Here is a 26,785-nt window from a genome sequence, read left to right on the forward strand (position 1 = left end):
TCCAAATAGAACTTTCGGGAAAGCCCCATTCCATGCTGGAATCAGTTATTTTCTTTGCGGCAGCACGACTGTAATAGTTGTACCGTGCTCAGCTTTGCTAAAGACATCGATCTTCCCCTCATGCAGGTCCACGATTCTCTTCGCAATCGATAAACCCAGGCCAACGCCTCCAGTCGTTCGGCTTCTTGCTCCGTCCACACGAAAGAATCTTTCGAACAGCAGCGGCATATCATCCTCAGGAATGCCAATCCCTTTGTCCGCAACGGAAATGCGTACAGTTCCCTTCGCCACTTGCATGGAAATATCAATCGCTTCTTTGCTGTATTTAAGCGCATTATCCAGCAATATAACAAGCAGCTGCCTTATTTTGTCCTTGTCCGCAATTAATTTAACATCGCTCTTAGGCGTATGCACGCGAATTGTCCGTCCGAAGGTCGCGTTCAGCATTTCTGCTGTCTCATCGGCAAGCTGCACGAGATCGAACCGCTCCAGCTTCAGCCAATCCTCCCGCTCTGCTTCCGCCAGAACCAGCATCGACTTGGTGAGATTCTGCAGACGTTGCGCTTCCGTGCTGATCGCCTCAATCGCTTCATCGCGCACATTCTCATCATCTCTTCCCCAACGCTTCAGCATGTTTGCATAACTGCTAATAACGGTGAGCGGTGTTTTGAGCTCATGCGAAGCATCAGCGACAAACTGCTTCTGCCGATCGAAGGTCCGCTCAAGACGATTGATCATCTGATTAAAGGCGCGAGCCAACTGCTCCAGCTCCGCTGACTGCTCCTTGCCGCTTAGCTCGATCTGCCTCAGCTTGCCGCTTCGATCAATCTCCCGCATCGTCTGCACCATATACTGAATGGGCGATGTCAGCCGTGAAGTGAACCAATACGTTCCTATTATGGCGAATAAAACAGCGCCGAAGCTGGTTATTGTCAGGGCAATGACGAGCACTTGAATGTAGCTGTCAAGCAGCGTCAGCTTCCTGTACATTTCCAGCGTGCCGATAATTTTGTCGCCCTGATACAAGGGCACCTTCATGTAGAGCACCCGGCGGCCTTCAAGATAATTCATTCCCGTCTCATACTCTGTCGTGAACTGCGGAGCAAGCGCCAGCAGCTCCGGGTCGGAGCCCTGCATATTGGCAACCGCCCCTCCCGGCAAAACAATGCGCATCAGTTCATTGACATTATAATAGTCACGGAGCAGCTCCAGACTATTGAGCTTATTGGGATCATTGATCTTGGGGTCTTCGAGCAGAATATTCACTTTATTCGTGAGCAGCTGCTCCTCGCTGCGCATCGTTATCTTTATGACGAACAAATACACAAAAATGTTGAATAAAATTAAGATGAAAATTAACCAAAAGATTGTAAAAAAAGTAAACCTTCTTCGTAAGGTCATGCATCCGGCTCCTTAAGCATGTATCCAACTCCGCGAACCGTGTGAATGAGCTTATGTCGGTAACCCTTATCAATCTTCTGCCTCAAATACCGGATATATACGTCGACCAGATTCGTCTCGCCTATGAAGTCATAGCCCCATACCTCGGACAATATATCCTCCCTCGATTTCTCCTGATTCTTGTTCTCCGCGAGAAACACGAGCAGCTCAAACTCTCTCGGCGTGAGCTCGATCGGCAGCTCCTTGCGGGTTACTTTGCGAGTCCTCAGCTCAATGGATAAATCAGCGGCCTTCAGCACATCCGGACTTTCACTCTCACGGGGCTGCTGCTGAAAAATGCGCAATAAATTGCGTACACGCGCAAGCAGCTCCTCCATAGCGAACGGCTTGGTCAAATAGTCGTTAGCCCCATGCTCAAACCCGCTTACCTTGTCAGGGATCGTATCTCGCGCTGTTAGAAGGATGATCGGGATGGGATTGCCTGCTTGCCTGATCCGTCTCAGCACTTCTATTCCATTCAATGCCGGGAGCATGACATCGAGCAGAACCAGATCCCACTCGCCGGAGCTCGCTTTCTCAAGTCCCGTTCGTCCGTCTGCTGCCCGTCCTACTGTGTAGCCTTCATGCTCAAGCTCCAATTGGAGAACACGAGCGATTCCATCTTCATCTTCAATGACCAGAACACGTTCCTTCATATGTACACCCACTTCTACATTGGACTTCTTCTTTTTGGGGATGGATCATTGTTTTTTCCTATCATAAAGAAGCGTTCCCCCATTTGCAAGCAAGAACCGCCTCGCTATAAAACAAGCCATCCGGCAATAGCGGAGAAGAGCACCGCTTCCCAAGGCTGCCGCTTCCATACATGCAGCAGCATAAAAACAAGGAGGACAATTACAAAATGACTCGTCGATGTTACTGCATCCTGCCAGATCGGATCATACAGAGCCGCCAGCAAAATACCGACTACGGCCGCATTAATGCCCATTAGCGCAGCCTGTGCCCGTTGATTGCGGCGAATGGCTTGCCAGAACGGCAGCGCTCCCGCCAGAAGCAGATAAGATGGCAAGAAGATAGCTGCCAATGCAGCCACGCTGTAGATCACACTCTGCACACCACCAGCCATGGCGCCTCCGAGATAAGCAGCAAAGGTGAATAAGGGTCCCGGAACAGCCTGAACCGCTCCGTAACCCGCTGTAAAAGTTTCCGCAGACAGCTTGCCGGAACCAGTACCGACCAGCTCGCTTTCCAGCATAGGAAGAATGACATGCCCGCCTCCGAATACAAGCGATCCCGCTCTGTAAGCGCTATCCATTAAGGATAATAAGGGCGAATCCAAAACCTGCACGGCAGTTGGAAGCAAGATCAGCAGCAGCACAAAGGATAAAACGGATAGCAACGCGGTCTTCTTGGACACATACAGGTTAAAGGCGAAGTCCTTCTCCACCTCTTGAAGAGGGGCCGCAGCCCCTGTGTTCTTGGAGGATCGGAACAAGAGGAAGCCTGTTATAGCGCATACAACCAGGGGCAGCAGTTGTCCCGCTGCACCCGGTATTAACAACGCGGCACCTGCTGCGCCGATTGCCATCGTCGCACGCGGAAGGTCGGGAGCCAGCGTACGGCTCATGCTCCATACCGCCAATGCGACGACCGCTACTGCAGCCAGCTTCAACCCTTGCAGCCACCCCGCATTGTAGACGTCCACATTGGTTGCTGCAAATGCGAAGAACAGCATCACAAGTGCGGATGGCAGCGAGAATCCTAGCCATGCCGCTAAAGCACCCGGCAATCCAGCGCGACCGATGCCAATTGCCATGCCAAGCTGACTGCTGGCAGGTCCAGGAAGGAACTGGCAGAGGGCGGTAAGATCGGCAAAGGCCCCCTCACTTAACCACCGTCTCCGATTCACATATTCATCCCGGAAATATCCGATATGAGCCGTCGGACCGCCAAATGACGTCAAACCAAGCTTCAATGCAGTCAGGAACACTTCACCAAAGGTTCCTCTAGATGGCTTCTCGTTCATCGGTCACTTCTCCATCTCAAGAATAGTAAGATGAATCGTCGCTATTATTTCGCGCTTTGCATTGACCAGGCTTCAACATCCCATGTCTTGGTTACCCAATCCTCGTAGAAGTCCGGTTCGTGGGAAACGAGGACAATGGTTCCTTTGAATGCTTGCAGCGCACGCTTTAATTCCGCTTTGGCTACGACGTCCAAGTGATTCGTCGGTTCATCGAATGCGATGAAATTGCTTTCGCGCATCAAGAGCTTGCACAGACGCACCTTGGCTTGCTCGCCACCGCTCAACTGATTCAGCGCACGTGTAATATGCTCATTCTTGAGTCCGCAGCGGGCAAGCGCAGCGCGCACCTCGTGCTGGTTCATGCTGGAGAATTCATTCCATACATCATCGAGCGGTGTTGCAGTCGGCGCCTTCACCTCTTGCTGAAAATAAGCCGGGTGCAAATAGTCGCCATGATATACTTTGCCGTCAAGCGCAGGTATGACGCCAAGAATGGTCTTCAGAAGGGTAGATTTACCAACCCCGTTGCAGCCGACGATGGCGATCTTGTCACCGCGCTCAATCAGCATATCCATCTTGGGCAGAAGGGGCTGTGAATAGCCGATGGACAAACCTTCCGCCTGAAATACCGTCTTGCCACTTGTGCGCGCTTCCTTGAAAACGAAAGTCGGCTTCATCGCCTCCTCCGGACGGTCAATCCTCTCGATCCGGTCAAGCTGCTTCTCGCGGCTCTTGGCACGTCCGCTTGTGGAGTAGCGCGCTTTGTTGCGCTGAATGAAATCTTCCTGCTTCTTGATGAACTCCTGCTGCTTCTCATATGCGTCGATATGCTGGTTCTTATTTATATCGGCCATTTGCAGAAATTTTTCATAGTTGGCTGTATATCGAGTCAATTTGGCAAATTCCAAATGGTAGATAACATCCACAACTTCGTTCATAAAGGTCGTATCATGCGATATCAGCATAAACGCATGCGGATATGATTTGAGATAATTGGTGAGCCATGCAATATGCTCATCATCCAGATAGTTGGTAGGCTCATCAAGCAGCAGTACCGTAGGCTTCTCCAGCAGCAGCTTGGCGAGTAGCACCTTGGTCCGCTGTCCCCCGCTCAGAGCAGCTACATCACGGTCGAGTCCGATCACATTCAAGCCAAGGCCGTTAGCCATCTCCTCCACCTTCACGTCCAGCAGGTAGAAATCGCCGATCTCAAGCTCTTCCTGAATCTCGCCCATGCGGATGAGAAGCTGCTCCAATGTATCGGGGTCAGCTTCTGCCATCTGCGCCGCGATCTCATTCAATTCCGTCTCAAGCTCCAGCAAAGGGAGAAACGCATCTTTGAGCACATCACGAATGGTAAGTCCCGGGGTCAGCTTCGTATGCTGATCCAGATAGCCGTAACGCACTTTGGGCGTCCATTCCACTTTACCGCTGTCCTTCAACAGCTTTCCGGTCAGAATGTTCATCATCGTGGACTTGCCTGTTCCGTTGGCGCCAACCAATCCGACATGCTCTCCAGCCAGCAGGCGGAAGGAGACGTTCTTGAACAGCGTCCGGTCGCCAAAATTATGGGATAGTTCTTCTACAGTCAATAAGCTCATTGTTCGAGGCTCCGTTTCATTATGGTCATGTCAATAGAGCGAGGTTAACCATCGCTCGCGTTCCATTGTATCACAGGAGATTCACTCTTGTGTCAACTTCATGCAAAAAGCTTTGCAAATATCGGTTCGAATGCTCTCTCCATTAGCCGCAGCCATGGTCCATGTGCCGTAACCCACCCGCCGCGCCATAGCTTTTGCGTCCATTCCTCAGGCGGAAGCTGCGGAATCGCAGCAACGGGCCTGGACGGCATGCTCCTCAGCCACTCTCTGCGGCTCGGGAAGGCCATATCCCGGTTAGCAATCCACAGGGTCGAAAGGTTATGGCTTGCCCGCTCAGAGCAGAGTGCTGCTGAAGCCCCGATGCGTGTTGGCGTCCACTTGGCTGGATGTGGGTCAACAACGAATAACAGAATATCTGCGCGAAGCAGCTGTTCCTCCCCGTCCTTGCCCAGCCAGCGGCTGGAAAGGTCGGTGACGATGATTCTTTGCGAGACATTCTCCAGCATCAGCCGATATTTGAGCCCTAGATCAGCGCCTTCATGCCTGCCCGTTGGTTCCAGCGCGTGCCACAGCACGCCATCTCTATATGCACGGATATATCGAGGGTCCTGGGGCGCGGAGGCGGTTGCAGACTGCCTTGCTCTGGCAAAGTCGAGCAGCGCATGCCATTCCGGTTCCAGCTCCCAATATTCTACCGCTGCACAGGCAATACCGCGCAAGCCCAGCAAATGCGCCAGTGTAAGCGACACGAAAGTAGCGCCAGCGCCTGGGCAAAGCGATGCAACCGCTACATGAAGCGGCCTGCTTGCAGCTCCCTCTGCGGCAGTTGAATCTTCTGTACGAGCGGGATATCCAGCTGCAAGCGACTCTGCCCACGTCGTCGAAAGGCCAGCTTGCATATTGTCGGGATATTGCCGCCCATGCGGCAAGCATGCCATCAGCGCCGCCTGCGTTTCCTTCATTGAAGCATAGCGGCAGCCCGGGCGTTCATCCATCATCCGGTCAATAACAGCGGCAAGCGGCTCCGGCAGTTGAACCATATATGGACTGCGCTGCGGAGTAAACACATGCCCACCGCTCAACAAATAGTATAATAATGCCCCCAGACCGTAAATATCCGTCCGCGCATCGCTCTGACTCTCACCCCCCTGCTCCGGCGCAGCAAAGCCAGGTGTGCCGAGCATCACTGTATCCTGCTGCTGATAGTTCTTGTAGCGCCTGGCGATGCCGAAGTCAATAAGCCGAATATGACCGCTGCTTGAAATCATCACATTGGAAGGCTTCAAATCCCGATGAATAATAGGCGGCTGCTGCATATGCAAATAATGGAGCGCCTCACAGAGCTGTATCCCGATACCGATCACCGCTTCAACCGCTATAACGCCATCTTGCGCTTGCACATAGGATTGCATCGTTGCTCCATCGATGTAATCCATCACCAGCATCTCAACTCCGGCATCATCAGGCGGATAATAATCGACGATTGCCGGCAGCCGGGGATGATTCAGGCGCATCAGCAGCGATGCCTCCTCCACGCAGTTCTTCGCTGGCTCTGAAGTCGGCTTATTCACTTTAAGAGCGCGCAGCTTACCCTGCAGCCGCATGTCCTCCACCGCATAGACCTCCCCCATCCCGCCGCTTCCTATGAAGCCGACGATCCGGTATCTCCCCCCGATGATGGCGTCATTGGCGAGCCCCTCCTGCGGTACATTGTTCATTCCCTCTCCTCCTCTGCACAAAAAAACATCCCGAATGAGGGGACCGCAGTCCATTCATTCGGGATGCTTTCCCGATCCATTATTTAATAGCATAAATTATCTCTTCACCAAGTATAACGTTATTTCATCGCGGTTGTGGAATAACTGCTTTGCCTTCACGAGAACGAATGCTGATTCAAGCTTCGCAATAACATCACGAATCGTTTGCAAAGGTTTCTTGTGCATGAGCTTCACCGTAATAATTGCTGTCGCCCCATTCGCCAAAGCACCGATACCTTCCAGCACGAGCTTGGACATCTGCATCGGACTCCAGCTCATATCGCACACCAGCAAATCAAATGCTTCCGCCTTGAATTTGACATCTGACGCATTCTTCTTCCAGTAAGTCAGCCGCGGGTACTGCTTCAATGAAGGATGCAGCTCAGCCGGGTCTACCGAGGTGACATACAGCCCCCGCTCGAGCAGCAGCTGTGTCCACCCGCCTGGAGCTGCCCCGATATCCAGCGCCTCCCCGAAGGAAGCGAAATCCAGCTTGAATGCCCGCTCCGCCTCCAGCAGCTTGAATTTCGCCCGCGAGATCTGCCCGTCTTCACGTTGAAATCTGACAGCCCCTCCCGGCCAATCCGACAGCTGCTCCTCCGGTGTCCCCCATCCGACATACAGCTCTTGTGCGCCTGCGTAAATTGATAAAATAAGCTCGGGGGACTGCACAACAGGCTCACAGTCTACCTCGCTAAGCACCGCATCCAATATCGCCTTGGTATCCCCCGCCGTATACAGGAATGGACTATTATCCGCACGGCGCAGATGAACAGCAGTCATTCGATTCTCACAGCGCAAGCGGGAGTTGCGAACGAGATCGGATAATGCTTGCAGATCATCCGCATTGCCTTCAATCGGCAGTATCCGCTCAACCGGCTGTATATGGCGCAGGAAGATCGGCTCCTTTTGCTGGAGCATTGCCATTGCCTCTTCGCGCTCAAGCGGAACCTCCATGCGGAATATTTCATTAGGTGCAAGCTGGTTGAACTTAACGTCATTAAATAAACGGCGCAGCTCTTCCATTGCATAAGTGGCAAAACCATGATTAGCCGTACAAATCCATTGCGTCACTGTTGTTCTCCTCCTGGTGCTGCCTTGATCCAAGGCCTGCCATACGACCATTCAACCTCAACCGGCCATTCATAGATCCCACTAAGCCGTTCTCCGCTAAGCACCTCTTCCTTAGGGCCAGCGATGGCAATTTGACCGTCGTGCACTAATGCTACATGTGTAAACATAGGGATGATTTCCTCCAGATGATGGGTAACGTAAACGACTGTAATCTCCCTCTCCTTGAGCCTCTCCAGATCGGCAAGCAGCTTTTCCCGTTCGTGCAGGTCCAGTCCGGCACAGGGCTCGTCCATGATGAGCAGCTTGGGGTCAGCCATCAGCGCTCTTGCCAATATAGCCTTCTTTCGTTCCCCCTGCGATAAGGTGCCAAAAGGCTGCTCAGCCATATGACGGAGCCCTGCCTCGTCCAGCAGGCGAAGCGCCTTCAGCCTCACGGATTCATCAATCTCCTGATAGAAACGCAGGAAGGCATATTGACCGGTAGCGACAATTTCCCACACGGGATCCCGCAAGGTCAGCTTCTCGATCACCGATTGGCTGATGTAGCCGATTTCCTTGCGAACCTCCCGAATATCAACCTCGCCGTAGCGATGGCCGAGCACCTCGACAGTGCCTGAAGAGGGAAAAAGATAACCCGTCATCATTTCGAGCAGCGTAGTCTTGCCGGAGCCGTTGCGCCCGAGAATGGCCCAGTGCTCGCCCTTGTTGATTGTCAGGTCCACACCCTTGAGCAGCTCACGCTCTTCCCGCCGTAGATACAGACGTTGCAATTGAATCATTCTAGAGTCCCCCACTCTTGAAAATGTTCCGTCAATCCGGCATCGATCTATTATGGATGACGACCTCTGGCGGTGCATGCTGAATCAGCCAATGATGCATCTGCAATCGCCCGGAAGGGCTCGATGTATGAATATAGATCGTTCGCGGATAACGGCCGCTGGACACGATATAATTGACAACCTCCATGCCTGTCGGCTGCCCCCACCCCAGATCAAAGTCAAGCGAAATAATGTCCACCTGCTCTGCTTCCAGCAGCAGAATGCATTCCTCAGAGGTTTTGGCTGGCACGAACCCTTGCGGGCATGGCCGATAATCATCGAGGTAGATGTTAATCACCGATCAGTCGTCTCCTCCCCATTGCCTAACAAGCTCTAACTGCATGCGATGCGTTCCATCAGATCCCGAGGGTGTTTCCAATATAAAAGGCGTAGCTGCGAATGCTGGCTGCCCAAGCAGCCATCTCATTCCTTCTGCTCCGATATGTCCTTCGCCGATAACCGCATGCCTGTCCCGCTTCGCTCCGGAAGGGTACACGGAATCGTTCAAATGAATCGCCGCCACATGCTGTAATACATCGAGCCGCTTCGCCTTCTCGAACCATTCCGCGTCCACGCTGCCGTCCCATACACCGCTTGCGAACAGATGACAGGTATCCAGGCAAAATCCGATTTTGTGCGGATCGGCGCATAAGCTCCGAATCTGTGCCAGCTCCTCCATGGTGGTTCCCATGAAAGTATGGTCTCCCGCCCCGTTCTCAATCAACAGCTTGGCTCGTCCATGCCATTGCGCAGCGACACTGCTTAGCGCGACAACAGCATTGCGGTAGCCTTGAAGCGGGTCCTTCCCTTTGTACACGCCAAAATGAACGACGACCCCAAGCGAACCGCATGCCTCGGCAATATCAAGATCATTCAATAACGAAAGGACCGAACGTTCCAGATGACTGGGGTCCTCTGCGGCTACATTGGTCGGATAAGGCGAATGCGCAATAGAGACGATCCCCTTCGCCTGGCAATATTCCGCACAACGCCCGGCATCCCCTGCATCGAATGATTTCGGCGACAGACTGCGGGGATTTTTCGGAAAATATTGAAAAGCTCTCGCCCCAGCATCATGGGCTCTCTTCGCAGCTTCCCGATAACCTCCACGGGTGGACACATGATAGCCGATCAGCATCTCGCCTCTACCGGTCTCTCTGACAGGATGGGCAATAGAAGGCCTTGCGGGAGTTAATCTCGCTTTGCTCAATCGTTCCGTTGCAGCGCACACATGGCTCCCCTGCACGATCATAGACACGGCAGCGTTCATTGAAGCCGCCTGTGAGCGTATCATCCGCCGTGAAAGGCATCTCCATATACCCGCCGTAGGTCAGAGCCTCATTCAGCACTTCATGCATAGCCCCATATAGCCGCTCCCAAGTTCCCTCTTCCAGATCGGATAATTGAGCGCTTGGCAGAACTCCCGCTGCGAAAGTGATCTCATCCGAATAGCAGTTGCCGATGCCGGAGATTACATTCTGGTTGACCAACGCCGTCTTGAGCGAGCCGCGCTTCCGTGCGAAGCGCTCCTTGAAACGCTCCAGCGTCAATCGTTTGTCGAAGGGGTCCGGTCCCAGCTTGCCCAGGCTATTCTCGACTTCCTTCGCAGTTAGAAGATGGATGTAGCCGAGACGAAGTCCGATAAAGCTGATCTCGCCAACCGGGAATCGAATGGAAACTTGAACGGTCCTCTCCGGTTTGTCCTCGGGCTGACCGAAATAGATCATTCCGCCCAGCATCAGATGAAGCAGCAGGCGCTTGCCATTATCGAGGTGGAACAGCAGCGTTTTTCCCCGCCGCTCAACAAACCATACCGTGCGTCCGATCAGCTCTTGCGAGAATTGCTCTGGTGCAACGTTTATCGATTTGGGCCGTGTCACCTCCACGCCTGAAATCGGCTGCCCGACGATTCTCTGTGCGAGCATAGTTCGATAGGATTCCATTTCCGGCCATTCCGGCATCTGTACTCTTCCTTCCTGTTGTAAGTTGCGATTATTGTGCAGCAGACTTTCTTATATACTCCAGCAATATATGTAGATTGTCGAACACCGCGTCAGCCTTGCAGTCTGCTGATTGAAGCAATTCGCTGTAATTCGCTTGCGTTGCCAGCCCTGTCAGCACAAGAATGGAACGGCATCCTGCCGCATTGCCTGCTGCAATATCTGTAGCCGGATTATCACCGACAACCCATGTATCCTCTGCGGGCAGAGCCAGCTTCTCCAGAGCATAATCCATCAGAATCGCAGAGGGCTTGCCGATCACGGTCGGCCGAACGCCGCTTGCTGTTTGAAGGAGAGCAGATATGGAGCCTGCGCCCGGGATAAAACCTCCGTCAGAGGGAAGCAGCACATCGGGATTCGTCAGTATATAGGTTGCTCCCTGCCTGATGTAACCAACTGCCGTGGACAATCGGGAATAAGTGAGCTGCCTGTCAATCCCCTGAAGAACGACATCGGGATTCTCCTCGACAAGCTGCAGTCCCGCATTCATCACTGCGAAACGCAGCCCCTCCTCGCCGATTGTGAATACTCTGCTGGCTTCCAGCCTCTTCGCAATATAGAATGCGGCTGCCTGCGCAGAGGTGCACACTTCATGAGGCTGGGCCGGAATTCCCATTCCATTGAGCCGCTCCGCTACTTTCTCTGGCGTGGCGGAAGAGTTGTTCGTCACGAACAGGAAGCGGGTACCCAGTTCCCGCAATGTGTGTATTAAAGCATCCGCGCCTTCGATCATTGTATGGCCCTTGTACAAGGTGCCGTCAAGATCGATCAATAAGCCCTTGATTGCCGGGATGTCCATTTAGTTCAGCCCCTTGTTTTCCTTCAGGACGCGATCGATCCAGTACTCGGCCTGTACCCCGTCGGCAATAGTCGGAGCGAGTCCAGGGAACCGGTCCTCTCCTGCATAACGCCATAAGAAATGATACAACGCGCCAAAATGCGTATCCACTCCGAAACCCATCGTCCCCTTCTCATCCGGGAGCAGCGACAGCGACTCCGCTGCCGGCAGCGAGGACGTGCCTCCTTTGAGCAAGTGGACAGTCGGGATCGCATCGCGCTCCAGGTCGCATGTAATCGATCCCCGCTTGCCGACAATCTGAATATCGAAGGCATCTGAGCCAAGGGCGATCCGGGAAACCTCCACCGTGCCGCTCACACCCGAGGCTGTGAAATAGTGCAGCATCGCCCAGTCGTCCACATCTACGTCTACGATATTGCCGGATGCCGAATCCGGCCGCTGCTTGACATATGTATTCGTCCGTCCTCTAACATCCATCAGCTCGCCAAACCAGTGACGGAGCAGATCCAGCGCATGAACGCCCAGATCGCTGATTGCGCCTCCGCCCGACATGCCGCTCTGCAGACGCCAGCTGACGGGACGCTCGGGGTTCAAATAACCTGATCTGCGATAGGCAATTTTGCATTGCAGCACATCGCCGATGAGTCCCTCCTCCAGCCAGCGCCGGATGCGCATTACAGCCGGGTGGTACCGGAAGGTGAACGCCAGCTGCTCCAGCACCGCTGGCCCGCTCTCGATCAGACCTAGCAGCTCCTTGGAGCGTTCATAGTCTTCTGTCACCGGCTTCTCGCAGTAGATCGCCTTGCCTCCCTGCAGACCTGCGGCAACATCAGTGTAGTGGTTCGCGTTAGGCGTGCACACATCGAATGCATGCACCTTGTCATCCTGGGCCGCTTCGCTGATTGAAGAGGTGACACGGCGGAAACCGATCAGCTCCGCCTGCGCTCTGTTCGCCTCCGGATCTCTTGTGACCAGTGTATCCAGAACCGGAACCACCGGTAGCTTCTTTATAATTGGCATCGCTCTTAGCGCAGTCATATGCGTCTTGGCAATATTCCCGAATCCCAGTATCGCAAATCGCAGTTCATTCATCCTGACAGCCTCCCTATCTTCACCCTCAGCCGGTCGATCCGTTTGCGGATGCCTTCCAGCTCCTCGCGTCTCTTGGCATCGAGCCTGAGGCCAAGATAACGCTTCTGAGCGAGCGAAAGTGCAGTCTCAGCGAGCGACAACGCGGACTGAATCTGTTTGGTCTTATGCTCATAGTACATGGACAGCTCAATATGAGCCTTCCAATCCGGCCACAAGGAGCTTTCGGCCGCATGTACAACCTTCTGCCACAATAACACAGCACGAGTCCAATTTCCACATTTCTTGTCTCTTTCGGCCAGCATTAACAAGCAGGCAGGCGAAGCGCTGCCATCATCGGCAAGCTGCGCGAATATCGGCTCTGCGAGCAGCATCGCCCCCATCTTCTCCAGCCATAGTCCTGTGCGCAGCAGTTCCTCCGATTCAGGCCGCTGCTGAACATAAGCGCCAAGCTGTCCGGCCAGCAGATGTCCGAAGCGAATAGCAAGACATGCCAAAGACAGCATATCGGTCTCATTATGACGAAAAACACCCAGCAGCGGCTGTGGATTATGATCGGCCAAAAATTGAAAATAAATAGCCGGCGCCAGCGATCCCGGAACATCATCATCTCTGGTAATGCCTAGCCGCTCCTCCTCCACATGGCTTAACCGGCAGGAGACGAGCGTATTGCGCCAAACACTGCGTGAGGGATGGAGCAAATCAATATGAAGCGGCTCCCACGTGAATTTGCGAAAGCCGTTAAGAATAAGACGATTAAGCAATAGCGGCCAATCAAAGGTTCTGCCGTTATAAGTAACAAGATGAGTAAACCCCGGCAGCTTCCCGCACAGATAAGTCAGCATGGCCCGCTCTTCTGCTGGGTGCCGGATTAGCATCTGCTCGACTATAAACGCTTCACCGGACATGTACGCAATGCCCACCATAAAAGGAACATTGCCGGTCCCGACACCAAGACCTGTTGTCTCCAGATCGAGAAACAGCACCTTTTCCGGATCGAGGGGCGTCCGGTTGGCAGCATCGAACTGCTCCTGCCGAATCGTCCGATTGCGCTCTACGGCTGAGACCGCCCGAAAAGCAGCAAGCCCCTTCACCGATGCACGCAGCTCCTCCAAGCGATGGAGCCCATGCTGATACGACAGCGGGTATTTCGCTTCTCTGCGCAAGAAGGAACCGTTCGCCGTATCGGTCAATTGAACGTCAAGACCTTCCCATAATGGAGACAGCGTCTCATGCTCAGCTTCCTCCATTCCCTCCACGGAAGCAGCATCAGCATCGACAGGGCTCGCTGTGTCCGCACTTGGCTCTTCCATGACCTCTTCGGCAGAGGCACGATGCCGGAGCAGCCGATCCCGCAGCCGGCTCATCCTACGATCTCCGCCTGCTCGATCAGATCGAGCGCCAATGACTTGCCAAGCAATCCGACCTCTTCAATCGGGCCGACGCAGGCCGGGCAGCCGCTGAGACAGGAGCATGCCCTGATAAGCGATTTGGCTTGGCTGAGGAGCTTGTCGTGCACCTCGAACAACCGTTCGCTAAGGCCGATGCCGCCAGGGTAACGGTCATAGAAGTAGATTGTCGGCCGCTTCGTATGAACAGCCTTCACCTGTGGCACAACACGAATATCCTGCGGATCGCACATCAAATACAGCGGCGCGATATGGACAAGCACATTCGATAGCCCGAGCAGCGCCTGCTGCATATCGTTCGTGCTCTTCCGCGCAGCAGCCTCCTCGCTGAAGGAGAACCAGTAGCCGCTCGTATGCAGCTCCTCCTCCGGCAGATGAATAGGGCCTGAGCCGATATTTTCATGCGAGCCGAGCCTGATTTTCTTGAAAATCGTTGCCTTTGCGTTGACGGTCAGCTCGCCGTATTGCCTGAGCAGCTCGCCTGTCTCCCGCTCCTTGTCCACATGCAGCACCTTCAGCTCCACTGCCAGGTTCGCGTCTGTGAAATAATCGACATCCACCTCGCGCACATACGCTTTTTTCTCCGGATAATCGAGCTTCTCCACTTGATACTGGACACCTTCATGAATATAGATTGCCTCTTCATGGATAAGCGTTGGCGCACTGAACCGGTCTACCTCGCCAAGCACTCTGCTGCCTTCCGTCCGGTCGATAATGATGAAATTCTCCTGCGCCGCGCTGCGCAGCGAGATGCCGTGAGCCGGGAATGACTGCTCCATCCAGAACCAGCGGTCGCCCGCGTGGTGAAGCACCTTCTCTTCAGCCAGAAACTCCAGCATGTCCTCAAGCGGCTCATCCCCGAACTTCTCGCCTCTCTCGAACGGAAGCTCGTAAGCAGCACATTTCACATGATCGATCAGGATGAGCAAATTGTCGGGATGAATCAGCGCCCGTTCTGGCGGACGGTTGAAGAAGAAGTCCGGATTCTGAATCATGTACTGATCCAGCGGATTGCTGCTTGCGACAAGGAAGGTGACTGAGGTGCCCTGTCTGCGGCCAGCGCGCCCCGATTGCTGCCATGTGCTGGCGATGGTGCCCGGATAGCCGTTCATGACACAGGCCTGCAGCTGGCCGATATCAATACCGAGCTCCAGCGCATTCGTGCTGACGACGCCGCGGATCTCCCCGTTCCGAAGCCCCCGCTCGATCTCCCGCCGCAGCTTGGGCAGATACCCGCCGCGATAGCCCCGGATCGTCTTCGTTCCAAGCTCGTCCTTTACCAGCTCCTGCAAGTAAGTGAGCAGCAGCTCCACCCTGACCCGGCTGCGGGCAAATACGATCGTTTGGACACCCTGACGGAGCAGCGACGCTGCCAGTCTGCGCGTCTCCAGCACGCTGCTGCGGCGTATGCCAAGCTGCTTGTTAACGACAGGCGGATTATAGCAGATGAAGTGCTTCTCGCCCATCGGCGCTCCATTATTGTCGATCAAGCTTACATCCTCGCCGATCAGGCGCTCCGCATGCTCGCGCGGATTGTCAATGGTTGCGGAGGCGCAAATGAACTGCGGATTCGAGCCGTAGAATCGGCATATACGCTTCAACCGCCTAATAACATTGGCCACATGGCTTCCAAACACTCCTCTGTAGGAATGCAGCTCATCTATGATGATATATTTAATATTCTCGAATAATTTCACCCATTTGGTATGATGTGGAAGGATAGCAGAATGCAGCATATCGGGATTCGTCACGACGATATGACCGGCATTGCGTATAATCTGCCTCACGGTTGGCGGTGTATCCCCGTCATAAGTGTTCGTCTTGAGATCGACATCCATTGCCGCTGCCAGCTCCTGAAGCTCTGCCACTTGATCCTGTGCAAGCGCCTTCGTAGGAAATAAGTACAGCGCTCTTCCGCTCCCATTCTCAAGCAGCGACTGCACAACGGGCAGGTTGTAGCACAGCGTCTTGCCTGATGCCGTCGGAGTGACCGTCACGACATGATCTCCCTTGCGAACAGCAAGATACGCCTCCGCCTGATGAACGAACAGCCTCTCGATCCCGCGTCCGGCTAACGCTTCGGCGAGCTTGGGATGAATGTCCTGCGGCATTGCCGCTGTACGCGGCTCGCGTGGCGGAATCGTATGCCAATGCGTCACATTTGCCATTATTTCCGGCTGTCCCTTGAGAAGCTGCAGCCATTCCTCCAAGCCCGATGCTTTCCCCGTCCACCGGTTCATTGCAATCTCTCCCTCATTATATATGTTGAACGCGCTATGCCCGGTGAATGTTCTTCTGAACGCTGACGCTTCTTCAGAACCCTTCCATCTGACACTGCTCTGTTGTTCTTTCACTCATGCAATAGTAATCGCTCCTGTAACTACTTATTGTACAGAATGCATGTTCGGTCTGCAATCCAAAATAGCTATAAACAATAAGCATAACAATCGGACTGCATGCGCGATCAAATAAAAACGGTTATCTTAAAGGCCGTATTCCTGACCTGAAAGGTAACCGTTTCTGCGCTGCTAATGAAACCTTGAATCATCCTATTGGCTTTGGAATATTAACATCCATATAATCGCACGCAGCAACTGTATTCGGGAATGCTTCACGCGCCGCCTCTACCAGCGTAGTAATAGCATGATCATCAAAGCGTGAGCTGAAATGCGTAAGCACAAGCTGCTTAACCTTTGCGAGCGCAGCTATTTGCGCAGCCTGCAGTACGGTAGAGTGGCCATAAGCCCGCGCCTTCTCCTCCATCCCCGGTGCGAATGTCCCCTCATGCACGAGCAGATCACTATCCATAGCCAGCTTGATTGCGTTGTCGCAGGGACATGTATCACCCAGCACCGTTATGATCCGGCCAGGAACCTGGGGGCCGACGACATCAGCGGCATGAATAATGCCGCCGCTCTCAAGAGTCACATCCTGCCCATGCTTCAGCTTGCCATATAACGGGCCCGGCGGCACGCCCAGCTCCGCTAATCTCGACAAATTTAATTGTCCAGGCTGAGGATATTCCGTAATCCGGTATCCATAACAGGGCATGCGATGGTCAAGCTCGGCAGCTTCCACCTTGAACCGTCCATCATCCATAATTTCGCCAGGCGCAATCTCGACAATGTCCAGCTCATACGCCAGATGCGTGCCGCTCAGCTTGAACACACCCTCAACAAACGCGCGGATGCCCGATGGTCCGAATAGCTTCAGCGGCCCCGCACCGTCAAAATAAGAACGGCTGCTGAGCAGCCCTGGAAGCCCGTACACATGATCGCCGTGCAGATGTGTAATAAAAATATGTTCCAGCTTATTCAGCTTCAGCTTGCTGCCCATTAGCCGGTGCTGTGTGCCTTCACCCGCATCGAAAAGCCAGAAGCCGTTCAATGGCTCAGGCAGCGATAATGCGATCGAAGTTACATTGCGTTCCTTGGTCGGCCTTCCGGCACTTGTACCGAGAAAAGTAAGCTGCATGTGTACACACCTCCCTATTATAGGTCTCTACAGCAATACCCTTCGCGAAAGACGGAGAAACTCCGTAAGCGCGAAGGGTATGCGGTCAATCAATACGTTCACTATTCGTTATGGTTAGCCTTTGTAATCCCGCTAAACTTTCTCAACATTGAAATATTGCGCCTCGCGATGGGAGAAGACCATTGCGGATACCGATGCTTCCGGCTCCATCATAAAGCCTTCCGTAAGCTCAACTCCGATATCTTCCGGTTTCATCAAGGCGAACAGCGGCCCCTGATCCTCCAGATTCGGACAAGCCGGATATCCGAACGACACGCGGATTCCTTGATAGCGCGCGCCATGGCGCTGCTTCATCGTCATCTCCAGCGGATCCGGGAATCCCCAAATATCGCGCATAACATGGTGGACCCGCTCCGCAAGTCCTTCCGCAACCTCAAGTGCAACTGCGTTAAGCGCATGTGAACGCAAGTAATCGCCATTATCCTTCCATTCGTTAGCCATGTCGCGAACACCCTCGCCAGCTGTTACAACAAGGAAACCGACATAATCCATTATACCACTCTCTACCGGCTTCAAGAAATCAGCGAGACAGAGATACGGCTCCACATTCTGGCGCGGGAATGTGAATCGCTTAATCTCCCGACCAGGCTCCTGCGGATCATAAATAATGATATCATTGCCTGTCGATTGTGCCGGGAAGAAGCGATACATCGCATGTGCGCGAATAATGCCCTTCGTTGCAGCTTCATGCAGAATGTTATCCACTGTTTCCTTGAGCTGTACCGCCTTCTCATTGCCTTCTGCAAGCAATTGATCCACATTGCCGCGCAGCCCGAGGTGATGACCCAGCAGCATGCTCATATTCACATAGGGCACAATATGCGGAATCGGGACATCTCTAAGGACGTGACGATCAAGATCCGGCGGTATAAACACAGGATCATCGACTGAAATTTTGGATCTTTCAACACGAGTTAGCGCAGGCAATTCCTTCTTCTCTTCCGTCTCGACACTGCCCGCTGCCTTGAATGCAGCCAACTCTTCTTCATACTGGCGACGGAACTCCGGATTCATGAGCTTATTCGATATATCAAGCCCATCCATCGCGTCCTTCGCATAGAGCACCAGACCGTCATATTCAGGACTGATACGGTTCTTCGTAAACTTCCTTGTCAAAGCGGCGCCGCCTACCAATATCGGAGCATCAATGCCGGCTACACGCAGATCCTGCGCGGTTGTTACCATTTGCTGTGCCGATTTGACAAGCAGTCCCGATAATCCGATCGCATCCACATTCTCCTTGCGATAAGCTTCGATGATCTGCTCTGGCGGCACCTTGATGCCGAGGTTAATGATTTTGTAGCCGTTGTTCGACAAAATAATCTCGACGAGATTTTTACCGATATCATGGACATCGCCTTTAACGGTAGCGAGAATAATTTTCCCTTTGACAGAGGTCTCGTTCTTCTCCATGAACGGCTCCAGATAAGCGACAGATGCTTTCATAACCTCTGCGCTCTGCAGCACCTCGGCCACGATCAGCTCATTGTTGTTGAACAGGCGGCCTACCTCTTCCATCCCTTTCATGAGCGGACCGTTGATGATCTCAAGCGGCGAATACTTCTTCATCGCTTCATCCAGATCAGGGATCAGCCCCTCCTTGGTCCCTTCAACAACATAAGAACCAAGACGCTCCTCAAGCGACAGATTGGATACCTTCTCCTTCTTCTCCACCTTCTTATCGCGGAAGGCAGCAACAAAAGCAGCTAAAGTATCATCATTTGTATTATAAATCAGTTCCTCGGCCAGGCGGCGGTCTTCCTCAGAGATGGATGCGTAGCGCTCCAGCTTCTCCGTGTTGACGATCGCGTAGTCCAGACCCGCCTTCGTGCAATGATAGAGATATACCGAGTTCAGCACTTCACGTCCGGCATCTGGCAAGCCGAATGAGATGTTGCTGAGTCCCAGAATGGTTTTGGCTCTAGGGAACTTCTCCTTTATCATCCGTATCCCTTCAATCGTCTCTACAGCAGAGCCGATATACTGCGGATCACCGGAGCCGACAGGGAACATGTTGGGATCAAAAATGATATCATCCGGTACCATGCCGTATTTGTTCACCAACAAGTCGTAGGATCTGGAGGCAACCTCCATCTTCGCTTCCCGCGACACAGCCTGCCCCCGCTCATCAATAAGAATACAAACGACAGCAGCGCCATAACGATGTATAAGCGGGAGAATCTGTTCGAACTTCGATTCCCCGTCCTCAAGGTTAATGGAGTTAATAATGGCCTTGCCTTGTGAATATTTGAGCCCCAGCTCAATAATATGATCATAGGTGGAGTCCAGCATGAGCGGGACTTTAATCTTCTTCACAACCTCAGGCAGGAATTGATTCACCGCGTACGCTTCATCAATATCGGTATCCTGAAGGTTAATATCGATAATATGCGCGCCGCCCTTAACCTGCGACCTGGCAATCTCGGACGCTTCGTCGAACTTGCCTTCCTTAATAAGCCGCTTGAACTTGCGCGATCCGGATATGTTTGTCCGCTCCCCGATCATGATCGGGCGGTTATCCTCTTCAATATAGACCGTCTCGATACCGGATACTGCAGGCGGGTGATCCCCGTTAATCTCACGCGGCGAAAATTTGCTCAGCACCTCGTCCATTGCCCGGATATGATCCGGTGTAGTTCCACAGCATCCGCCGGCGATATTGAGCCAGCCCTGCTCCGCAAATGCCGAGATCTTCGCAGCCAATGAAGCTGGCGATTCATGATAGTTGCCGTTCTCATCCGGCAATCCGGCATTCGGATAGCAGCTGATCGCTGTACGGGCAATCGCTGACAACGACCGGATATGATCCCGCATGAATTCCGGACCTGTCGCACAGTTCAAGCCGATCGAGATCGGATTCAAGTGCTCCAGTGATATATAGAAGGATTCAATATTTTGTCCCGCGAGCGTAGTGCCCATCGGCTCAATCGTACCCGAAATCATAATAGGCAGCGTCTGCCCTGTAATTTCGAACGCTTGATGAATACCGATGCTTCCCGCCTTGACGTTCAAAGTATCCTGCGATGTTTCCAGCATAAGCGCGTCAACGCCGCCTTCAATAAGCGCCACCGCTTGCTCGCGGTAGCTTTCTACAAGCTCATCGAATGTAACGCCTCCGGTGACGGATAGCGTCTTCGTCGTTGGCCCCATTGCGCCAGCTACATAACGCGGACGTTCAGGTGTAGAGTATTTGCGTGCCGCTTCCACAGCAATAGCCGCTGCCGCTAGATTGATCTCTCTCGCCTTGTCCTGAATATCGTATTCCGCAAGCACGACACTTGCTGCTCCGAATGTATTCGTCTCCAGAATATCGGTTCCAGCTGCCAGGTATGCCTCGTGAATATCACGAATAACATCCGGTCTGGTCAAAACCAGCATTTCGTTGCAGCCCTCCAGCTCTTCGCCTCCGAAGTCTTCAGGACCCAGGTCAACCTGTTGAATCATCGTCCCCATTGCTCCATCCAGAATGAGGATTCGCTGCTTTATCATTTCTTGAATTGTCGGCTTCGACATCGATGAACTTCCTTCCCCACACTGCAATATAGGCCCCTGCAACAGTCAACAGCTGGCACATTTGTCAGTGAAAAATCATTACCACTTAGTCTACCAGAATCGTTCGAATGTGAAAAGGTTCTTCTGTCGACAGTGCTGTACATTTCCTATATAATAATTCTTATCGGAATATAACACATTATGAAACGAGGGATAAAGCGATGGCTGAAATTCGCATTCGCAACACAAATGAACGCATTCAAGGTGAAGAGAACGTTCGCGCCTTTCTTGAAGGCCAGGAAGTTCTCTATGAGCATTGGAATCCCGAACAGCTCCCCGTAGAGCTTCGCAACAAATTCATATTAAGCGATGAGGAGAAAGGGCAGATTCTGGCGACCTTCGATAACGAGATTCGTGATCTTGCCTCCCGCCGCGGCTACCTGACCTGGGATATTATTGCATTGTCAGATGCGACGCCTAACCTTGATGAGCTGTTGAAGAAATTCGAGCAGGTTCATACGCATACGGAAGACGAAGTGCGTGCCATTACAGCAGGCAAAGGAATTTTCATCATTAAAGGCACTGACGAGGTTGGTTACTTCGACGTCGAATTGGAAGCTGGCGATGTCATTTCCGTCCCTGAGCATAAGCCTCACTTCTTCACCCTGATGGAGAACCGCCAAATTGTTGCTGTTCGCCTCTTTATCGAGACTGAGGGCTGGATTGCCCACTCGTACGACGATCCTTCATTCCAGAAAGCGCAAGCTTAATACAGGCTGCTCATAACGCCTATTTATAAAGACCCGCTTATCAGAACGCTTCACAAGCGTACTGGTAAACGGGTCTCTTTATTTGTCTGCGCAATTATTAAACAAGCAGCGGCAATAGCTCTTCCAGATGCTTGATTTCATGTGTCGGAATAATTTCATCCGTGCGCTCCATGCCATGACGATTGATCCATACAGAAGTCATGCCGATCGTATTGGCGCCAAGAATATCAGTGGTCAGCTTGTCCCCGACCATGACCCCGTCCTCAGGCTGTATGCCCAGACGCTCCAGTGCATGCTCGAAGATAGGAGCCGCAGGCTTGCCTACACCGAACTCACCGGAAATAATAATGTCGTCGAAATAAGGAGCCAGTTCCGGCACTCCGCTAAGCTTCTCCCGCTGCAGATCAGGCGAGCCATTCGTGAGCAGCAGCAGCTGGTACTTCCCTTTCAGCGCATCAAGCAGGCGGAATGTTTCTTCATAAACGATCGGACGATTGCGTCGTTCAGCCGGGAACTGCTCAGCAAGCTCCGCGCCAAGCTCTTCATTGTTGACGCCCAGAGCGCTTAGTCCCCGTGTCCAAGCTTCGCGACGGTAACCAGGAGCCAGCTGCTCTAGCTTGCGGAACTCCTCCTGCTCTCCCTCGCGAAATTGCGCCCACAGGCCTTCGAACGGGTTAATGCCAATCATTTTCGTAAAAGGGAACGTCTCATACGATTCATACAACGCCCGCGCCTCGCGGCGAACCGATTCCTCCAGCGCCTCGGCATCAACACCCGCAGCCTCTGCCCCTCTCCGGCAGGTCACTTCAAAGGCTTCCTTGATGCTCCGGTCGTCCCACAGCAAAGTATCATCCAAATCAAACAGTACCGCTTTCTTAGCCATAACGAATATTCGACCCCTGTCTCTTTTATTTCTCCACGAATGGAATGCCATTGTTTGCTGCAAAAATGCGTAAAGGCTCGCTCATTTGATCCGTTGGAAACCGGTTCGTCGCTTGTGCGAAGACCCAGTTGCCGCCCTTCTGCTGTTCAATGATAACGTAGCCTCTCTTCACGACAATCGCCTTAATCGCAACCTTGTACAACGATTTGTCACCTGTAAACCGGCGGGAGCGGATAAATTCCTTCCCAATGGACAAATACGGCCTCCGGAAAAAGAACAATACAGCAAGCAGCACATAACAAGCGATTGTAACCCAGAACATAGCCCCTGTCTGCGCGTAAACAGCAGATCTGAGCGTAACGGAAATATAGAAACCGATAAACATCAGAAGGAAAATCGGGAAAATAAAGCTTCTGCCCTTAAACGTCTCCACTGCTGGCTCAGCTGAAGCTGCGGATGAACCGATACTTAGCGGCTTCTTCCCTTCCTTCTTTCTTTGTTTATTAAGCTGTGATTGATTCTTCTGAACTTTGCGTTCCCAAGATCGTGACACGGATGTTCCCCCTTATATCGATAGCAAAGCTGGCATTACATGCTTCAGCATGTGCCGCTTCTTATAACGGTCTGGCGAATTTGGCGATAAAACGGTTCGGGTACTCGGAAGGCAGCGCGCTTGCCGCATCTAGCTGATCCCAGATCTCTTGGGGCATCATCCAGCCAACGGCTCCCATATTGTCTTCGAACTGTTCTAATGTTCTCGCGCCAAAGATAGGAGAGGTTACCCCTCTTTGTTGAATCAGCCATCTTAGAGCAATTTGGGCTGGCGTTCTGCCCAGCTCCCTTGCTGCGCTCTGTATGGCGTCCAGAATAGCAAAGTTTCTGTCCGTTGCGCGAACCTCCCAGGAGCTCTCCCCCGTCTTCGCGGTCAGACGACCGCTTGTCGGCTCTTCCCTTGTGTAACGACCTGTCAGGAAGCCGCCACCGAGCGGTGCCCAAGGAATAATGCCCACATTCTCTTCCAGGCAGAGCGAGATCATCTCACGATCCATCTCACGGCTAACCAGGCTGTACTGCGGTTGAATGGAGATGAAACGAACGTACTTGTTCATTTCACTCGTTGCAAGCGACTTCATGAGCTGCCAGGCCAAAAAATTCGAACAGCCGATATAGCGCACCTTGCCTGAAGAAACCAGATCGTCCAGTGTGCGCAGTGTTTCATCGATGGGGGTCGCATGATCCCACACATGCATCTGGTACAAATCGATATAATCGGTTTGCAGCCGTTTCAGGCTTGCCTCTACCCCATCCATGATATGCTTGCGTGAAATGCCGGCTCCATTGGGATGATCCGCTGTCGCGAAGCGCACTTTGGTTGCCAGAACAACCTCAGAGCGGCGGTCCTTAATCGCTTGACCGACAATCTCTTCGGAACGGCCGGAAACATAAACATCAGCGGTATCCAGAAAATTTCCTCCGCGATCCAGAAAGCTGTGAATCATCGAAATGGACTCACTGTCACTTGTCGTATTGCCAAAGGTCATTGTGCCAAGACAAAGCTCCGAAACGGCAAGTCCGCTCCGGCCAAGCAATCGTGCCTGCATCATCTTAGGGTACCCTCCTTCGTCATGTTACGGCTGCTATTCCTTCTTATCTTCACTGCCTTCGTCTTCGTCTTCGGCCCATTTGATATGATCAAGCTGATCACGAAAGTTACGTTTGAAGTTATCCAGATACTGTCGTCGCAGCTCATCGCGTTCGATAACCTCTTCAGGTGATAAACCCACCGTCTTGTGCTTGCGCGACAGTTCATTAATACGGGCGATTAAATTCTCCACCAGCATGTGCTCCTCTCTCGTTGCGGTAAACATTCACTCCTTACTTTGACATTATTAAACCCGCATTGTCAAGGCGATTGAGCCGATTGAATCAACTGATTTCCGACATTTACTCTCATATCCCTCGCTTCTGTCCAATTGAGGAGACTATCATTGTAAAAATAGCGTGATTCGTGATGCGCTATTAAGTCTCTAAGGCACTGCTCTAAAGGATTCAAGGCCTATGTCGGGGAGCAAGACAAAAAAAACAGAGTGCAGGAACATATGTTCCTGCACTCTGTTTTCTCCAATTATTTATTTAGGTACGATTAATGTCTGTCCCGAACGAAGTACGCTCGATCCCAGGTCGTTGCGTTCCTTCAAATCATATACGATTCTGCGAACATCGTCATCCGCCTCACTTATTCCGCTTGCTATGGACCACAATGTATCACCAGTGGCAACAACGATTACCCGCTCATCTGCTGTCGGCAATGCAGGAGCATCTCCGCTCGCATTTCCTTTCATGAAAGCAAAGCCTACAAATAGTAACATGAATAGCAGCGCAGCACCCGCAAGTCTCAGCATGAGACGTTCTACACGGTGTTCCCTCTTTGCTTTAACCGCGACTTTCACTGTTGTATGAGCATTATGATTAGAATAGGAAGAGATCATCGATATCATTATCAGCACCCCAAACGTTTGTTCTGTATTATCTGCATTCAGATTAACACGAACGTTCGTTTGGTGTCAACAATATTTGGAACATTTGTTCGCAATAAAATACGAACCCTTGTTTCTCGAACTTATGTTTGTACGAACTCCGGTTCTGTGCTATAATTTGACACAAATGAACCCTATGGAGTGATTCAAGTGTCGAAACTATCCAACCGCCAACAGGCGATACTCGAATTTATAAAGAATGAAGTTCGGGAGAAAGGCTACCCGCCTTCTGTACGTGAAATAGGCGAAGCGGTAGGACTTGCTTCCAGTTCAACGGTTCACGGTCATTTGGATCGATTGGAGAAGAAGGGCCTGATCCGCCGGGACCCAACGAAGCCAAGAGCAATCGAGATATTGGATCAGGAGGATATGGAGTTCCCCTTCCCTCTAGCGATCGCCAAAGTTCCTGTTGTCGGCAAGGTAACGGCAGGCCTGCCGATTACTGCTACTGAGAATATCGATGACTACTTCCCGCTTCCTGCCAGCAAGGTAGGCGACCATAACGTATTCATATTAAGTGTTAGTGGTGAGAGTATGATAGATGCAGGCATTCGCAATGGCGATTATGTCATCGTACGCCAACAGCAATCCGCTTCTAACGGTGACATCGTCGTTGCAATGACTGAGGAAGACGAAGCAACTGTTAAGACCTTCTATCGCGAGAAGGATCATATTCGCCTTCAGCCAGAGAACCAGACAATGGAACCCATTCGGCTTCGCAATGTCACTATACTAGGCAAAGTAATTGGGCTATTTCGGGATATTCACTAGAATTAGTATTTTCGCAATAAAGGAGTCTCGATATTAAGCTGTAACAGCTTAATATCGAGACTCCTTTATTCATTCATTGCCACATTGCCCGCATAGAGGCGTTTGGCTCAGAATGAGGCTGCCGTTCGCCGTTGTACTCGCTCATTAAAGAGTGATCCCCATAACGGCGAATAATGCCTGCGTAAAAGCAGGTTTTTCTCTCGTTCCAGCCTGCCGAAGACCGAATGCCTGCCAAAGCGCAGGCATTTCGCCGTGTTTGCCCGATAGCAGCTCCATCCGCCATATTTTCCTGTGTTATTGCAGGCATTCTGCTCTCAACGGCTCCCTTTGATCGAAATGCCTGCACTTTCGCAGGCTTTACTCTCTACCAACCGAATGTGTTGTAGCCAGGCCAGACAATTGCACACTTTGGAAGAGTGGTTGACGGGAAAACCGCCGGACTATTCAATAACCTGCAAATAGGCAGGCTTTTCCCCATTTCAGCTTCCTGAAGACCGAATGCCTGCCAAAGCGCAGGCATTTCGTCGGATTTGCCCGATAGCAGCCCCATCCGCCATATTTTCCTGCGTTATCGCAGGCATTCTGCCCTCAACGCGATGACGTACAATAGTTTGTGTACCAAGATTTGGCCCCTTAACAGGGAACAAAAAAGTAGAGTATCCTCGGGGTTACCACGCACCAAGAAGGGACTCTACTCCATGACTATAATAGCAGAAAACCAGCTCACAAACCTATTTGAAAATCTTGTCACTCAGTTTGTAAAAGAAAACCTGGAATCCATTATGAAGGCGGAGATCAAACACTTCATGGAGGATGAAACGAAC

Annotated in this window: 23 protein-coding genes and 1 pseudogene; 3 read left to right on the forward strand and 21 right to left on the reverse strand. The window is 52.2% G+C overall.

The genetic code is table 11. The features are described 5' to 3' along the window. Window positions 1-45 precede the first annotated feature (45 nt). From K0T92_RS23020 to metH, 16 genes are all read right to left on the reverse strand, one after another. Window positions 46-1,401: a HAMP domain-containing sensor histidine kinase gene (locus K0T92_RS23020; RefSeq protein WP_219874911.1), complete on the reverse strand. Its 1,356-nt coding sequence runs from the start codon at window positions 1,399-1,401 to the stop codon at window positions 46-48. After that, window positions 1,398-2,096, reverse strand: coding sequence for a response regulator transcription factor (locus K0T92_RS23025; RefSeq protein WP_219874913.1), 699 nt, complete (start codon window positions 2,094-2,096; stop codon window positions 1,398-1,400). Before K0T92_RS23025 ends, K0T92_RS23020 begins: the two co-directional genes overlap by 4 nt. Before the next feature lie 104 nt (window positions 2,097-2,200). Further along, window positions 2,201-3,427, reverse strand: a complete 1,227-nt coding sequence (chrA, locus tag K0T92_RS23030; RefSeq protein WP_219874915.1) for a chromate efflux transporter — start codon at window positions 3,425-3,427, stop codon at window positions 2,201-2,203. A 44-nt stretch (window positions 3,428-3,471) separates the two neighbouring features. Next, window positions 3,472-5,028 (reverse strand): ABC-F family ATP-binding cassette domain-containing protein, encoded by a 1,557-nt coding sequence (locus K0T92_RS23035; protein ID WP_219874917.1) that lies wholly within the window; start codon window positions 5,026-5,028, stop codon window positions 3,472-3,474. Window positions 5,029-5,126: 98 nt separating this feature from the next. Next, window positions 5,127-6,746 (reverse strand): serine/threonine-protein kinase, encoded by a 1,620-nt coding sequence (locus K0T92_RS23040; protein ID WP_219874919.1) that lies wholly within the window; start codon window positions 6,744-6,746, stop codon window positions 5,127-5,129. A gap of 96 nt (window positions 6,747-6,842) precedes the next feature. Next, entirely contained in the window at window positions 6,843-7,859 is a 1,017-nt protein-coding gene (locus K0T92_RS23045) for a 23S rRNA (cytidine(2498)-2'-O)-methyltransferase RlmM (RefSeq protein WP_343223781.1), read from the reverse strand. Continuing rightward, entirely contained in the window at window positions 7,856-8,638 is a 783-nt protein-coding gene (locus K0T92_RS23050) for an ABC transporter ATP-binding protein (protein ID WP_219874926.1), read from the reverse strand. The genes K0T92_RS23045 and K0T92_RS23050 overlap by 4 nt, the downstream gene beginning before the upstream one ends. 31 nt (window positions 8,639-8,669) lie before the next feature. Further along, complete coding sequence (locus tag K0T92_RS23055; RefSeq protein ID WP_219874928.1) at window positions 8,670-8,975, reverse strand: cyclic-phosphate processing receiver domain-containing protein; 306 nt, start codon at window positions 8,973-8,975, stop codon at window positions 8,670-8,672. A 3-nt stretch (window positions 8,976-8,978) separates the two neighbouring features. Further along, entirely contained in the window at window positions 8,979-9,815 is an 837-nt protein-coding gene (locus K0T92_RS23060; RefSeq protein WP_219874955.1) for a deoxyribonuclease IV, read from the reverse strand. A gap of 7 nt (window positions 9,816-9,822) precedes the next feature. Continuing rightward, window positions 9,823-10,638 (reverse strand): DNA-formamidopyrimidine glycosylase, encoded by an 816-nt coding sequence (gene mutM, locus K0T92_RS23065; protein ID WP_219874929.1) that lies wholly within the window; start codon window positions 10,636-10,638, stop codon window positions 9,823-9,825. 31 nt (window positions 10,639-10,669) lie between these two features. Next, on the reverse strand, window positions 10,670-11,476 hold the full coding sequence (locus K0T92_RS23070; protein WP_219874930.1) for a TIGR01457 family HAD-type hydrolase: 807 nt from the start codon (window positions 11,474-11,476) through the stop codon (window positions 10,670-10,672). After that, window positions 11,477-12,568, reverse strand: a complete 1,092-nt coding sequence (locus tag K0T92_RS23075) for a Gfo/Idh/MocA family protein (RefSeq protein ID WP_219874931.1) — start codon at window positions 12,566-12,568, stop codon at window positions 11,477-11,479. It abuts the gene before it with no gap. Further along, window positions 12,565-13,932: a ribonuclease H-like domain-containing protein gene (locus tag K0T92_RS23080; protein ID WP_219874933.1), complete on the reverse strand. Its 1,368-nt coding sequence runs from the start codon at window positions 13,930-13,932 to the stop codon at window positions 12,565-12,567. Before K0T92_RS23080 ends, K0T92_RS23075 begins: the two co-directional genes overlap by 4 nt. Further along, window positions 13,929-16,214: a DEAD/DEAH box helicase gene (locus tag K0T92_RS23085; RefSeq protein WP_219874935.1), complete on the reverse strand. Its 2,286-nt coding sequence runs from the start codon at window positions 16,212-16,214 to the stop codon at window positions 13,929-13,931. The genes K0T92_RS23080 and K0T92_RS23085 overlap by 4 nt, the downstream gene beginning before the upstream one ends. 304 nt (window positions 16,215-16,518) lie before the next feature. Next, window positions 16,519-17,448, reverse strand: a complete 930-nt coding sequence (gene rnz / locus K0T92_RS23090; protein WP_219874937.1) for a ribonuclease Z — start codon at window positions 17,446-17,448, stop codon at window positions 16,519-16,521. A 132-nt stretch (window positions 17,449-17,580) separates the two neighbouring features. Then, window positions 17,581-21,021 carry a methionine synthase gene (gene metH / locus K0T92_RS23095; protein WP_219874939.1) on the reverse strand — a complete coding sequence of 1,147 codons (3,441 nt, stop codon included), beginning with the start codon at window positions 21,019-21,021 and terminating at the stop codon, window positions 17,581-17,583. Window positions 21,022-21,221: 200 nt separating this feature from the next. Here metH and K0T92_RS23100 point away from each other — a divergent pair, with 200 nt between their 5' ends. Beyond that, on the forward strand, window positions 21,222-21,770 hold the full coding sequence (locus tag K0T92_RS23100) for a 1,2-dihydroxy-3-keto-5-methylthiopentene dioxygenase (protein ID WP_219874941.1): 549 nt from the start codon (window positions 21,222-21,224) through the stop codon (window positions 21,768-21,770). A gap of 97 nt (window positions 21,771-21,867) precedes the next feature. Here the strand turns inward: K0T92_RS23100 and K0T92_RS23105 are convergent, their stop codons facing one another. From K0T92_RS23105 to K0T92_RS23125, 5 genes are all read right to left on the reverse strand, one after another. After that, window positions 21,868-22,653 carry an HAD family hydrolase gene (locus K0T92_RS23105; RefSeq protein ID WP_219874943.1) on the reverse strand — a complete coding sequence of 262 codons (786 nt, stop codon included), beginning with the start codon at window positions 22,651-22,653 and terminating at the stop codon, window positions 21,868-21,870. 25 nt (window positions 22,654-22,678) lie between these two features. After that, window positions 22,679-23,206 carry a hypothetical protein gene (locus tag K0T92_RS23110; RefSeq protein ID WP_219874945.1) on the reverse strand — a complete coding sequence of 176 codons (528 nt, stop codon included), beginning with the start codon at window positions 23,204-23,206 and terminating at the stop codon, window positions 22,679-22,681. Window positions 23,207-23,267: 61 nt separating this feature from the next. After that, on the reverse strand, window positions 23,268-24,254 hold the full coding sequence (locus tag K0T92_RS23115) for an aldo/keto reductase (RefSeq protein ID WP_219874957.1): 987 nt from the start codon (window positions 24,252-24,254) through the stop codon (window positions 23,268-23,270). A gap of 36 nt (window positions 24,255-24,290) precedes the next feature. Then, window positions 24,291-24,521 carry a DUF896 domain-containing protein gene (locus K0T92_RS23120; protein WP_246628378.1) on the reverse strand — a complete coding sequence of 77 codons (231 nt, stop codon included), beginning with the start codon at window positions 24,519-24,521 and terminating at the stop codon, window positions 24,291-24,293. 261 nt (window positions 24,522-24,782) lie between these two features. Then, window positions 24,783-25,151 (reverse strand): LysM peptidoglycan-binding domain-containing protein, encoded by a 369-nt coding sequence (locus K0T92_RS23125; protein WP_219874947.1) that lies wholly within the window; start codon window positions 25,149-25,151, stop codon window positions 24,783-24,785. A gap of 189 nt (window positions 25,152-25,340) precedes the next feature. On the opposite strand from K0T92_RS23125, the gene lexA reads away from it, so the two are divergent. Further along, on the forward strand, window positions 25,341-25,961 hold the full coding sequence (lexA, locus tag K0T92_RS23130) for a transcriptional repressor LexA (protein ID WP_219874949.1): 621 nt from the start codon (window positions 25,341-25,343) through the stop codon (window positions 25,959-25,961). 698 nt (window positions 25,962-26,659) lie between these two features. Next, window positions 26,660-26,785, forward strand: a pseudogene (locus tag K0T92_RS25710) (IS256 family transposase); the annotation flags it as partial.

It is taken from the genome of Paenibacillus oenotherae (assembly GCF_019443105.1).
GTDB classification, from domain to species: Bacteria; Bacillota; Bacilli; order Paenibacillales; family Paenibacillaceae; genus Paenibacillus_Z; species Paenibacillus_Z oenotherae.

Bases quoted from the DNA above. Each gene is read 5' to 3' on its own strand.
- K0T92_RS23020 (WP_219874911.1), bottom strand. From the start codon at position 1,401: ATGACCTTACGAAGAAGGTTTACTTTTTTTACAATCTTTTGGTTAATT.
- K0T92_RS23025 (WP_219874913.1), bottom strand. From the start codon at position 2,096: ATGAAGGAACGTGTTCTGGTCATTGAAGATGAAGATGGAATCGCTCGT.
- chrA (WP_219874915.1), bottom strand. From the start codon at position 3,427: ATGAACGAGAAGCCATCTAGAGGAACCTTTGGTGAAGTGTTCCTGACT.
- K0T92_RS23035 (WP_219874917.1), bottom strand. From the start codon at position 5,028: ATGAGCTTATTGACTGTAGAAGAACTATCCCATAATTTTGGCGACCGG.
- K0T92_RS23040 (WP_219874919.1), bottom strand. From the start codon at position 6,746: ATGAACAATGTACCGCAGGAGGGGCTCGCCAATGACGCCATCATCGGG.
- K0T92_RS23050 (WP_219874926.1), bottom strand. From the start codon at position 8,638: ATGATTCAATTGCAACGTCTGTATCTACGGCGGGAAGAGCGTGAGCTG.
- K0T92_RS23060 (WP_219874955.1), bottom strand. From the start codon at position 9,815: ATGCTGATCGGCTATCATGTGTCCACCCGTGGAGGTTATCGGGAAGCT.
- mutM (WP_219874929.1), bottom strand. From the start codon at position 10,638: ATGCCGGAATGGCCGGAAATGGAATCCTATCGAACTATGCTCGCACAG.
- K0T92_RS23070 (WP_219874930.1), bottom strand. From the start codon at position 11,476: ATGGACATCCCGGCAATCAAGGGCTTATTGATCGATCTTGACGGCACC.
- K0T92_RS23075 (WP_219874931.1), bottom strand. From the start codon at position 12,568: ATGAATGAACTGCGATTTGCGATACTGGGATTCGGGAATATTGCCAAG.
- K0T92_RS23080 (WP_219874933.1), bottom strand. From the start codon at position 13,932: ATGAGCCGGCTGCGGGATCGGCTGCTCCGGCATCGTGCCTCTGCCGAA.
- K0T92_RS23085 (WP_219874935.1), bottom strand. From the start codon at position 16,214: ATGAACCGGTGGACGGGGAAAGCATCGGGCTTGGAGGAATGGCTGCAG.
- rnz (WP_219874937.1), bottom strand. From the start codon at position 17,448: ATGCAGCTTACTTTTCTCGGTACAAGTGCCGGAAGGCCGACCAAGGAA.
- metH (WP_219874939.1), bottom strand. From the start codon at position 21,021: ATGTCGAAGCCGACAATTCAAGAAATGATAAAGCAGCGAATCCTCATT.
- K0T92_RS23100 (WP_219874941.1), top strand. From the start codon at position 21,222: ATGGCTGAAATTCGCATTCGCAACACAAATGAACGCATTCAAGGTGAA.
- K0T92_RS23105 (WP_219874943.1), bottom strand. From the start codon at position 22,653: ATGGCTAAGAAAGCGGTACTGTTTGATTTGGATGATACTTTGCTGTGG.
- K0T92_RS23115 (WP_219874957.1), bottom strand. From the start codon at position 24,254: ATGCAGGCACGATTGCTTGGCCGGAGCGGACTTGCCGTTTCGGAGCTT.
- K0T92_RS23120 (WP_246628378.1), bottom strand. From the start codon at position 24,521: ATGTTTACCGCAACGAGAGAGGAGCACATGCTGGTGGAGAATTTAATC.
- K0T92_RS23125 (WP_219874947.1), bottom strand. From the start codon at position 25,151: ATGATATCGATGATCTCTTCCTATTCTAATCATAATGCTCATACAACA.